Below are 10,328 nucleotides of genomic sequence, written 5' to 3'. Positions count from 1 at the left end.
ATTGAGATTCGCTTCCCTTTGACCACGGATGTACTGGCACTGCTGGAAGCTATTTCATGGAGGCCAGGCGTTTTGCCTGGCCTTTTTCGTTTCGGTTGCCAACCGAATTCATTGAGGTTCCATGACAGAAGCACACAGCAAATCCCGCCAGCAGGCCGAGATCGCCTTTAGCAACGAGCAGAGCCAGTTCTTTGCCAAGAACAATGCGGTGGAAGAACTGGATTCCGTTGCTCAGGCGCGGGATGCCAAGACCCTCAGGCTGCGAGAGGCACGTCTTGCCAAGGAGTTAGCCGACCGCATGTCGGCGACATCCAATCTCATCGCAAAACGCGCCAAGTCGTGCTGATCGCCACACCACTCGCTATCGGGATAAGAATGAAGAACGCCAGAAACAACGAAGTCGCCGACCGCCGCTCCTCATCCGCTGAGGCCAAAGCCGCTCTGCTCGATGCTTACCGTGCCGCAAAGACCGCGGCAGAACCTGCCAGGATCGCAAGGCAGGCGGAACGCACAGCCATTTCCAACGCTCGTGAAGAACGACGTGTTGAACGCGAGCGCGTTAAGCTTGAGGAGCAGACGCGTATCGAGACCGAGGCGGCGGGGCGGCAGGCAGCCGCTGAGGCCGCGGTGGCCGCTGAAACCGAAGCGCGGGAGCGCGCCGAAAAAGCCCGGATAGCGAGGGTGGTCGACGATGAGGCGCTGCGAAAGGCCGAGCGCGACAGGCGTTACGCCAACCGCAAGGCAAGGAAAGCCTAGTTCTTGGTTCGTACCGACTTAAGTCATGACGCCGTCATGTAGAGGTCCAATCACAGAAGGGAGCCCCCCTACATGGCACCGAATATGAACGAGCTTCAGGCAATCAACACGGCGTGGCAAATCGCAATCCAGGAAATCCTGCGCATCGTCATTCGTGACATGTACCACGCTGGCGGCGAGGCAAATTTCAAGGCACATATCAAACGCATCGAAGAGGCCGCCGTCGACAGCATCTATACCGATCTGAGACTTCGAGGGACCAACGAGTGGACCGAGGTGCTCGTCAAGGAGAGGGCGAGCAATTTCGTAACGACTTTGCTGACTTCTTTCACCTACGATCGCGCTTGACTGTCAGTTTGCAACGGGAGTTGGCCTGGGTTTACACCGTGAAGTGGCTCTCATGCACATGTTCTAACGTGTAAATCCGCAGCCAATCGAACTCAGATGCTCTTCGTAGCGGCAAGCTACTCCGACGCTGATCTGCAAAGCCCGAAAGGGCTACCGACCGGCGTTGAGCATCTCACTTACCTTTTTCGCAAACGAGTCGATTGCAAATGGCTTGGTGATCATCTCCATGCCTGGCGCGAGGAAATCAGCACGTGATGCTGCGGTCGCCGCATAACCCGTGATGAACAGAATTTTCAGCGAGGGGCGGGTGGAGATCGCGATCTCCGCCAATTGCCTGCCGTTCAGTCCTGGCAACCCGACGTCAGAGACCATGAGATCGATGCGTCCCTTGCCCTCGATGACGGGCATCGCCACTGCGCCGTCGATGGCTTCGATGACCCGATATCCGAGTTCCTTCAGCAGATCGACGACGAGCATGCGAACCGAATCGTCATCCTCGACGACCAGTACCGTTTCGCCCTCGCCGCGGGGCGGAGCGCCACCCTGTTTGAGCGTGGCCTCATCCGGCGACGCGTCCTCGAGGCTTCGCGGCAGGTAGAGCTTGATCGTGGTACCCAGACCGACACGGCTGTAGATATGCACATGTCCGCCGGACTGCTGGGCGAACCCATATATCATCGAGAGGCCGAGACCCGTTCCCTGGCCAATGGGCTTGGTGGTGAAGAACGGGTCGAACGCCTTCTCGATCGTCGCTGCTGACATGCCGATACCGGTGTCGCTGACGGCGAGTACGACATAACTTCCCGGCTGCAACGTCTCGCCTTGGGCTATATCGGCTGCGGAAAGGGATACGTTGCTCGCCTCGATGGTCAGTTTACCGCCTTCTGGCATCGCGTCACGTGCGTTGATAACGAGGTTGAGAACAGCACTTTCCAACTGGTTCAGATCTGTGACGGCCTTCCAGGTATCCGGAGCAAGGTTCGTGAGCAGTTCGACCTGCTCGCCGAGGGTGCGGCGGAAAAGATCTTCCATAGAGGCCACGAGGCCGTTCACGTCGACCGGCTGGCGGTCAAGGGGTTGCCGGCGGGAGAAGGCGAGCAGGCGATGGGTGAGGGCGGTCGCGCGTTCGGCGGACGACATCGCCGCGTTGATGAATTTGTCCAGTTCATCCAGGCGATTGGCTGCAATGCGTCTCTTGATGAGTGACAGCGCGCCGATCACGCCCGTAAGCATGTTGTTGAAATCGTGTGCGATACCGCCGGTAAGCTGCCCGACGGCCTCCATTTTCTGCGCCTGGCGCAATTGCGCTTCGGTCTGCTCGAGAATTGCCTTCTGTTCCTTCTCTACCGTCACATCGCGGCCATAGGCGAAGATCCGGTCGTCCTCCCTCGCCGTTCTCCAGGAAATGGAGCGTGGCGTTCCGTTCACGTGAGACAGGCGGATTTCGAGATCGTTGTAGACGTTCTCGGCCGCTCTGCGCATTTCCGCGCGCACGAGATCAGCGTCCTCGGGCCAGACGAAGTCGGCGATCGGCCGGCCGATGACGTCGTCCGGATCATGGCCGAGGATCTCGACCCACGCCGGGCTTACATCGCGAAACACGCCGGCAATGTCGAGCACCACGAGAAGGTCGCGAGAATTGTTCCAGACGCGGTTACGCTCCCGCATGCTTTCGCGCGCGAGGTTGGCGAGGGCTTCGTTGGCCGCGTGCAGGCTTTCCTGGGTACGCTTGGCATCGGTGATATCGAAGATCACCCCGACATAACGCCGACCACTGCTCTTGGTGTCGTCGACATATTCACCGCGGCGTGCCAGCCAGCGCTCGGCGCCGTCGTCGGCGCGCGTCACGCGAAACTCTATATGCCGGTCGTTCTGGAGGGCATCCGGATCGCTGAGGTCGATCACCCGCTCGTCGTCCGGGTGGATGAGATCGTTCAATGTTCCGATGGGAAGGACACGCGTCGGGTGCAGGCCGAACAGTCGGCAGAACTGTTCTGAAACACTAATCGTGCCATAGCCGACAATATGCTCGAAGGTGCCGATCCCCCCTGCCGACTGGGCGATCCGAAGCTGCTCGCTGACCCGCTTCTGCTCGGTGATGTCGACCAGCATGCCGCTGAACTTCAAGGGATCGTCATTCGCATCGAGGATCGTCTGGCCGCTGGCATGCACCCAGCGGTATCCACCGTCATTGCGGCGAAGCCTGTATTCCTTGGAGAACACCTCCGACCCGGCCAGCATGCCGGCGACGGCGAGCTTCACCCGCTTGAGATCGTCCGGATGAATGGCGGCAAAAAAACGGTCAGGTGAGGTTCCGTCCGCGAGTGCAACGGGGTCTTGGTGCGTGATCGCCGCAAATCGTGCGTCTGCAAAGAAACGCTTGCGCTGGATATCCCATTCCCATCCGCACGTCTCACCGGCCGCATCCAGGGTCAATTGCAGGCGGCGGCGGGCATGTTCGAGTTCGGTCTCGAAGTGCCCCAAAGCGTCCGTTGCCTCGCCCCTATCCTCAGTCATGACCAACGCCGATACGCATCCGCGCCCTTCACTCGTTTTCCGTCATCACGCGATCGATGAATGCAGCGATGAGCTGTTTGAGGTTCTCCAGGGACGGCAGGTCCATGATCATGGCGATATAGCCGCGGATGTCCCGTTCCCGGACGGAGAAGTTGATATAGAGGAACAGCACGAAGTTCTCTTCGCCGCCGCTGACGAGGGTCTCGAAAAGCAGCGCGCTGTCCCCGCGCCGAACGTTGGGCAACGACATTTTCAGCGTGTGCTGCAGCATGTTCGCCATCGAACCGAGACAGCCATTGAGGATGACATTGCCGGTCTCGGCAAGCGCCTCGTCTTCCATCTCGATCAGGTCGGCTTCGGTCATCTCATCGCCGACGATGGCGCGAATGAGAGACAGCCCGTTGCTTTCGGGGAAAATGAGCAGCGCCCGGCCGGAGAAGGGACCTTCGAACTGCTGTTGCACGGCGATCAGGGTTTCGATTTCACGCTGGCCTATCAACGAAGCCGCCGATTTCCGGGTCACGACCTCGACGGATGGCACGGATAGGATGACCTGCTTGTTGACCATCTTGCGCAAACTTGCCGCAGCCCGGCTGACCCCGATGTTGACGAGTTCGGTGAGCGCGTCGCGCTCGAGTTCATCGAGCTCCAGGGTATTACCGCTCATGCTCCGGCCTTTTTAAGCCGGAGCGCCGCTCCGGAAAGAAATCCGGCCAGGGCTTCTTGTGTGACCGGCTTTGCGACGAAGGTGGCATTCAGCGCGCGAACGCCGGCGATGATCTCGTCCTGAACGTTGGCGGTGATGACGGCGATCGGCATATTGGGACGCATAGCCCGAAGCTCAGACGCCAGTTCCAGGCCATCCTTGTCCGGCATGTTAAAGTCTAGAACGGCGATGTCGATCGGCTGCTCCGCAACGATTGCCAGGGCTTCAGCGGCATTGTTGGCCTCGATGCGCTGCCATTCGGGTTGAAGCGCCGCAAGCGCCTTGCCCGCTACGATCCGGGCCAGTTTGCTGTCGTCCACGAGGAGGACCGTAATCGTCATTTCGCACTCCGAATAGTTGCCGTAACCTGCCGGTCACAAGCCTCAACTACACTTATTTGTATGATCAGGGGTTCGCAAGTTTTACGTCTGCTCTCCCCGGTTTTCGTCAAGATAGCTATGCAGCGCCGGCAGCACCTGGCCCGCAGCAAAGGGTGATGCCGGCGTGCCGCTAACGACGGGCTTGAACACCATCAGGGCCTGCCAGAGCGCCGTATGGATGGTCGTGGCCGCGCCGAGATCCACCGGCAGGTCGGGCCGGCGCTCCATATACCCGACGAGGTCTTCGACCTCTTCGACGCCGCACACTCCCCTCAGCGTGATCGCGTCTTCTTCCAATGTGACCGTCATTGGATAAGCTCCTCCAGATCCAATACCAGCAGAACCTTTCCATCGCCCAGCAGTGTCGTGCCCGCGATACCGGGAACGCCTTTGAGAACGCCCGTCAGCGGCCGTGTCAATGTTTCCGCGCGCTCGGCGATCGCGTCTACAGCGACGCCGATCAACTCGGCTCCCGACCGCACGATGAGGACTTTGAGATCGTCGGACGGAGCTTCCGAAGACGGCAGGCTCAGGAGGTCCGACAGCCGGAGCAGTGGGATGGTACGATTACGCAGGACGAAGGCACAGCCGGACTTGACCGGCTGAATGGCGCGCATCGGCAATTTCTGGGTCTCGACGACGTCGGAGATCGGGATGCCGTACCGTTCGCCGCCGACCTTGACGACCATCAGCTGCGCCATCGAAAAACTGACCGGCAGCCTGAGCTTGAACGTGGTGCCGAATCCGACCGTGCTCTGCAGGTCCAGCGTACCTCCGAGGCCTTGAATGGAGCGCTGTACGACATCGAGGCCTACGCCGCGCCCCGACAGATCCGTCACGGAAGCGGCGGTGGAAAAGCCGGGCACAAAGGCGAATTGCAGGATTTCCCGTTGTGACAGTGTCGTCGCCTGGCCTTCGGTGAGAAGGCCCCGGGCGATCGCTGTCGCCTTCACGCGCTGCGGATCCATGCCGCGGCCGTCGTCCGAGACCTCGATCTCGATCTGGTCGCCACGCTGGCAGGTGCGCAGGACGATGCGGCCGCGCGCCGGCTTGGACTGTCGAAGGCGGTCCGCCTCCGTTTCGATGCCATGGTCGAGGCCGTTCCTGATAAGATGCAGCAGCGGCTCGAACAAGTTCTCGACGATTTCGCGGTCGGCTTCGACGGTTTCGCCTTCGATGACCAGATCGACGGCCTTTCCCACCTTCGACGATGTTTCCCGGACGAGGCGGGGGAACCGGCGGAACGTATACTCGAGGGGGATCATGCGCGCCCGCGTCACGGCGCTGTAAAGCGAGGCGACGAGACGCTCGATCTCGGCATGGCTCGCCGCGATCTGCCTTGCAAGAGGACCGTTGCCGTGGTTGCGGGCATCGTCCGCGAGCGGAGCGAGCCCGTTCTTGGCGATGACCAGTTCGCCGGCAATTTCGATCAGCCTTTCGATCCGGGCCGAGTTGACCCGCAGGGTCGAACCCGGCCGCACGGAGGCGTTATCCGAAACGGTGGCCGGCATTGCTCCGCCGGCCGCCCCGGAGATGGGCACCAGTTTCACCTGGTCGGGGATGAGGCGGAAGACGGCGTCGACGTCGGCAAGCGAACCGGCCGACACGGCTTCGATCAGCAGATTGGAGCGGAAGGGATCGTAGGTGCCGGGCGCGGGCGCCGGTTGCCTGAGGGAAAGCGAGAGGTGTCGGATCGCGGGCAGGCGTGCCATTGTCGCCAATGGGTCGTCGCCGTTGAAGAAACATTCAGGGTGCGGTTCGTACCGTATCGCAACGACAGTCTCGTCATGGTCCGACGCCGCGACGCGCTGCTGCAGGGCTGCGGCCCAGTCGGAAATGGATGCCGGGCTGTCGCCTGTCGCGTCGATGTCAGGCCCGGCCGGTTCCGCCGACAGAAGCCCAAGCAACCGCGCGGCCTGCCTCTCCTGCGCCTCCGGCAGGCGCCCCGCCTGCGAGATGCCGTCGATGCTGTCGTCGACCCATGCGATCACGGCAAAAAGAGGCTCGATGAGATCGGCGTCGACAAGGATTTTTCCGGCGCGGGCCTGGGATAGGAGGTCTTCGGCGCGATGCAGGACACGCAGCATCGGACCGAATTCGAAAAGCGAGGCGGAGCCCTTCAACGTATGGAACGCCCGGAACGCGCTTTCCAGCCGCTCGCGACCCGCCGGGTTGCCTTCAAGCGAAAGCAGGTCCTCCGACGCTTGCTGCACGAGTTCGCGCGCCTCGATGGCGAACTGGGCGATCAGCTCATCCATTCGCCCGTCCCCGTCTCTCGGTAAACGATGGCATCCGGGAAGCGCACCGGTTCGAAGGTTTCCGAAATGCGCGACATGGATTCCGTGTGGCCGAGGCAGATATAGCCGCCGGGTTGGAGCAGCGCATGCAGGTTGTGCGCGGCCGTCTCTCGGGCCACCTCGTCGAAATAGATCAAGAGGTTTCGGCAGAAGATCACATCGAAGCGGCCGAGTGCCGCCAGGCTCTGCCGGTCGATGATATTGCCCTTGGCAAAGGTCACAGATTCGCGCAGGTCGCCGATCAGCCGCCGCTGCTGGTCCTCTTCCGGCTCGAAGTATCGCTCGAGGATATCCGCTGAAAGGCGCGAGAGGGACCGTTGTCCGAAATAGCCCCCGACCGCCTGCTGCAAGATGGCGGTATCGATGTCCGATCCGACGATCTCGATATTGTAGGCATCCACAAGATGCCAGTTCTCAAGCAACCAGAGCGCGATCGAGTAGGGCTCCTCACCGCTGGAACAGGGCATGGACCAGATGCGGATACGGTCACCCGCACCTTTCGAGCGGATGATTTCAGGCAAAATGGAATTGCTTAGGCAGGCGAGCTGGTGCTGTTCGCGGTAGAAATAGGTCTCGTTGACCGTGAAACTGTTGATCAGCAGCTCGGTCTCGCGCCTGTCGCCGCGCAGAAGCGAGATATAGTTCCTTACCGTTTGTGCCTTGCGCTGACGGATCAGGTCGGTGACGCGGCGCTCGATATAGTAGCGCTTGGTCTCGCCGAACACCATGCCGCTGCGTTTGTAGATGATGGTGCAGATTTCTTCTAGGTCCGCCGCCGAAAGCTGCGGCGCAAGGTCAGTAGGAACGGGTGGGGGAGGTGCCATCAGCAAACCCGATCCAGAAGGCAGGCGCCGATCTCGTCGACCCGCCTGATTTCGCTCGCACCGTCGAGCCGGACCAACTCCCCCGGCATGCCCCAGACCACGGCCGTTTCCTCGGCCTCGGCGATCGTGTGGCCGCCGGCAGCCCGCAACGCGGTCATCGCGGCAGCACCGTCGTCGCCCATGCCGGTCATCAGCACGCCGATCAGATCGCCCGGCGGGACGTGTTTCATCGCCGACTGCACCATCCGATCGACACTCGGATGCCATCGGTAGCCGGGATCGCTCGGGGCCGGTAAGGCGACAAGAGACCCCGAGCGGTACGACACGAGGATATCGGCGTCGCCCTTGGCGATGTAGATATTCGCGGGCTCGATGCGCGTCTGCTCGGTCACTTCGCTGACCTTCATTGCGCACAACTTGTCCAGGCGGCGGGCGAAGGGACCGGTGAAGGATCCCGGCATGTGCTGCGCCACAAGGATGGGCCAGTCGAAATCTTCCGGCAGGCCGGCGAGGACCGCATCCAGTGCCGGCGGTCCGCCGGTCGAGGCGCCGATCAGCACAAGACCCCGTTTGCCGGACCGAACATATTCGACGCGTTCCGGGCGGCGACTATGCGCGCCAGCGGTCGGACGGTTTACGGGTCTCTGCCCCAGACGGACGCGTTCTGCCAGCCGCAGGCTGCGGCGGATGCGCACGGCGGCGGCGGTGCGAACCTTCTCGACGAGGCGCGGCGTCAGCGCGTCGATCTCGAGCGAAATCGCGCCGGCCGGCTTGGCGATGAAATCCACGGCGCCGATCTCTAGTGCCGTCAGCGTCTCCTCGGCGCCGTCGGCGGTCAGGGCAGACACCATGACGACAGGGCAGGGATGTTCGAGCATGATGCGGTCGAGGCAGGTCAGGCCGTCCATCGAGGGCATATGGACATCGAGGGTGACGACGTCCGGCCGGAAGCGCGCGATGATCTCAAGGGCCTCGACGCCGTCGCGGGCGAATTCGATCTCGAAATCGCCTTCGGCACGGAAGATCTGGCCCATCAGTTTCCGCATCAGGGCGGAATCCTCGACGATCAGGAGACGGATCACGGACCACCCGCCAGGGTGTCGTCAACAGTCATCGCGGCGACGATCTCCCGTTCGGCGCGGGTCAGGAGCGCCTGAGGATCGATTAGAAGGATCATGCGGCCATCGGATTCGATATGTGCGATGCGATCGAAGACATCCGTCTGATCGGAGGAGAATTCCGGTGCCGTGGAGAGGTCGGCCGATGACACTGCTTTCACTTCTGAAACGCCATCGACAACGAAGCCCGCCTGGAGGGATCCGAGGGTCAGAATGATCGCGCGTGCCTTTGTCGTCGCAGGTGTCGCCGACGTCGCGAAGCGCGTGCGCTGGTCGATCAGCGGAATGGCCTTGCCGCGCAGATTGATGACGCCCATCACGAAACCCGGCGCGCCGGGCATGCGGGTGATCTCGCCCGGAACACGGATCACTTCGTCCACTGAGGCAATCGGCAAGCCATAGGCTTCATCTCCGAGCTGGAAAATGAGCAATTGCTCGATCGCATCGTGCGTGCCGGGCATCACCTCCACGGATTGCGCTCCTGTGTTGTGTTCGATCGCCTGCGTGACGGCATGGTGGCCGAAAAGCTTGTCCGGGGACAGGATGGATATTAACAGGCCGGATTCGGTAATCCGGCCGATCGCGGCGATCTGACCGTCGCTGCGCCCGCGCTGCAGCACGGCGGGCACGACATCTATCGCGTCTTCCGGCAGGCGTCTGATGACATCGACCTCGTCGACGACGAGGCCGATCCGCTCGCCCTCATGCTCGACGATGATCATGTAGCGGCCCTTTTCTACCGGATCCCCGATTCCAAGCAGTGCAGCCAGGGACATGAGCGGCAGAATGCCGTGACGCATCTGAACAAGTCCGATCAGCGCACTTGCCGCGTTGGGGGGCGCCGCGGCTTCGTCGGCAAGCAAGCTGACCTTGCTGATGTCCTTCAGCGGAAGGCCGTAAAGCTGGCCGGCCACATGAAACGATAGCAAGGCCGTCAGCGTCTGGGCCGATTGCTCCACGCTGTCGGCTGCAGCGTACTTGCCTCTTTCCACCGAATTGCGCCGGGCAACCTTGAAGGATGCATCGAGCAGATCGCCCAGCCCGTGCAGGGGTATCGAGGCGTGTTCGGCCGATAGGCGAAGGACATCGTCGACGAGAAGGCCAACCGCTCCGCCGTGGTCATAGACGATAATCCTGCCGTCACCCCGGTGCGCGTCCGGCCCGCAATCCATGATCCGGCGCATCGAGAGTACCGGCAGGGGGCGTCCGCGCAGGTTGGCGATGCCGGCCAGTGCGGCCGGGCCGTGCGGCACGCGGGTGATGGCGGGCACTCGCATCACCTCGAACACCCGCTGCGCGTCGATATCGTGGCGCTGCTCCCCGACCTGGAAGACCAACCGTCGCTCGTCTGTTTCGAACGTGGAAGAGGACCCCATCATGAT

11 protein-coding genes are annotated in these 10,328 nt (G+C 61.8%); 3 read left to right on the top strand and 8 right to left on the bottom strand.

Annotated elements, in window-relative coordinates:
- Positions 1 to 121 precede the first annotated feature (121 nt).
- The 3 genes from D0Y60_RS22110 to D0Y60_RS22100 all read left to right on the top strand — a co-directional run bounded on the left by D0Y60_RS22110 (position 122) and on the right by D0Y60_RS22100 (position 1,104).
- Complete coding sequence (locus D0Y60_RS22110) at positions 122 to 346, top strand: hypothetical protein (RefSeq protein ID WP_117372109.1); 225 nt, start codon at positions 122 to 124, stop codon at positions 344 to 346.
- A 29-nt stretch (positions 347 to 375) separates the two neighbouring features.
- Entirely contained in the window at positions 376 to 756 is a 381-nt protein-coding gene (locus D0Y60_RS22105; protein WP_117372113.1) for a DUF6481 family protein, read from the top strand.
- 72 nt (positions 757 to 828) lie between these two features.
- On the top strand, positions 829 to 1,104 hold the full coding sequence (locus tag D0Y60_RS22100; RefSeq protein ID WP_117372108.1) for a hypothetical protein: 276 nt from the start codon (positions 829 to 831) through the stop codon (positions 1,102 to 1,104).
- 150 nt (positions 1,105 to 1,254) lie between these two features.
- Here the strand turns inward: D0Y60_RS22100 and D0Y60_RS22095 are convergent, their stop codons facing one another.
- The 8 genes from D0Y60_RS22095 to D0Y60_RS22060 all read right to left on the bottom strand — a co-directional run bounded on the left by D0Y60_RS22095 (position 1,255) and on the right by D0Y60_RS22060 (position 10,325).
- Positions 1,255 to 3,621, bottom strand: coding sequence for a PAS domain-containing hybrid sensor histidine kinase/response regulator (locus D0Y60_RS22095; RefSeq protein WP_117372112.1), 2,367 nt, complete (start codon positions 3,619 to 3,621; stop codon positions 1,255 to 1,257).
- A 28-nt stretch (positions 3,622 to 3,649) separates the two neighbouring features.
- Positions 3,650 to 4,288 (bottom strand): chemotaxis protein CheX, encoded by a 639-nt coding sequence (locus tag D0Y60_RS22090; protein WP_117372107.1) that lies wholly within the window; start codon positions 4,286 to 4,288, stop codon positions 3,650 to 3,652.
- Complete coding sequence (locus tag D0Y60_RS22085; RefSeq protein WP_117372106.1) at positions 4,285 to 4,668, bottom strand: response regulator; 384 nt, start codon at positions 4,666 to 4,668, stop codon at positions 4,285 to 4,287. The genes D0Y60_RS22090 and D0Y60_RS22085 overlap by 4 nt, the downstream gene beginning before the upstream one ends.
- Positions 4,669 to 4,749: 81 nt before the next feature.
- Positions 4,750 to 5,016: a hypothetical protein gene (locus D0Y60_RS22080; RefSeq protein ID WP_117372105.1), complete on the bottom strand. Its 267-nt coding sequence runs from the start codon at positions 5,014 to 5,016 to the stop codon at positions 4,750 to 4,752.
- Entirely contained in the window at positions 5,013 to 6,965 is a 1,953-nt protein-coding gene (locus tag D0Y60_RS22075; RefSeq protein ID WP_117372104.1) for a chemotaxis protein CheA, read from the bottom strand. Before D0Y60_RS22075 ends, D0Y60_RS22080 begins: the two co-directional genes overlap by 4 nt.
- Positions 6,953 to 7,828 (bottom strand): protein-glutamate O-methyltransferase CheR, encoded by an 876-nt coding sequence (locus tag D0Y60_RS22070; RefSeq protein WP_117372111.1) that lies wholly within the window; start codon positions 7,826 to 7,828, stop codon positions 6,953 to 6,955. The genes D0Y60_RS22075 and D0Y60_RS22070 overlap by 13 nt, the downstream gene beginning before the upstream one ends.
- Positions 7,828 to 8,910 carry a chemotaxis-specific protein-glutamate methyltransferase CheB gene (gene cheB, locus D0Y60_RS22065; RefSeq protein ID WP_117372103.1) on the bottom strand — a complete coding sequence of 361 codons (1,083 nt, stop codon included), beginning with the start codon at positions 8,908 to 8,910 and terminating at the stop codon, positions 7,828 to 7,830. Before cheB ends, D0Y60_RS22070 begins: the two co-directional genes overlap by 1 nt.
- Positions 8,907 to 10,325 (bottom strand): chemotaxis protein CheW, encoded by a 1,419-nt coding sequence (locus D0Y60_RS22060; protein WP_117372102.1) that lies wholly within the window; start codon positions 10,323 to 10,325, stop codon positions 8,907 to 8,909. The genes cheB and D0Y60_RS22060 overlap by 4 nt, the downstream gene beginning before the upstream one ends.
- Positions 10,326 to 10,328: the final 3 nt, after the last annotated feature.

This window comes from Shinella sp. WSJ-2, assembly GCF_003432075.1.
Lineage (GTDB): Bacteria > Pseudomonadota > Alphaproteobacteria > Rhizobiales > Rhizobiaceae > Shinella.
The sequence above is the reverse complement of the archived record's forward strand: the minus strand, read 5'-3'. Positions and strand labels throughout refer to the sequence as shown.

Coding starts and splice junctions, on each gene's coding strand:
- D0Y60_RS22110 (WP_117372109.1), top strand. CDS start 122: ATGACAGAAGCACACAGCAAATCCCGCCAGCAGGCCGAGATCGCCTTT.
- D0Y60_RS22105 (WP_117372113.1), top strand. CDS start 376: ATGAAGAACGCCAGAAACAACGAAGTCGCCGACCGCCGCTCCTCATCC.
- D0Y60_RS22100 (WP_117372108.1), top strand. CDS start 829: ATGGCACCGAATATGAACGAGCTTCAGGCAATCAACACGGCGTGGCAA.
- D0Y60_RS22095 (WP_117372112.1), bottom strand. CDS start 3,621: ATGACTGAGGATAGGGGCGAGGCAACGGACGCTTTGGGGCACTTCGAG.
- D0Y60_RS22090 (WP_117372107.1), bottom strand. CDS start 4,288: ATGAGCGGTAATACCCTGGAGCTCGATGAACTCGAGCGCGACGCGCTC.
- D0Y60_RS22085 (WP_117372106.1), bottom strand. CDS start 4,668: ATGACGATTACGGTCCTCCTCGTGGACGACAGCAAACTGGCCCGGATC.
- D0Y60_RS22080 (WP_117372105.1), bottom strand. CDS start 5,016: ATGACGGTCACATTGGAAGAAGACGCGATCACGCTGAGGGGAGTGTGC.
- D0Y60_RS22075 (WP_117372104.1), bottom strand. CDS start 6,965: ATGGATGAGCTGATCGCCCAGTTCGCCATCGAGGCGCGCGAACTCGTG.
- D0Y60_RS22070 (WP_117372111.1), bottom strand. CDS start 7,828: ATGGCACCTCCCCCACCCGTTCCTACTGACCTTGCGCCGCAGCTTTCG.
- D0Y60_RS22060 (WP_117372102.1), bottom strand. CDS start 10,325: ATGATGGGGTCCTCTTCCACGTTCGAAACAGACGAGCGACGGTTGGTC.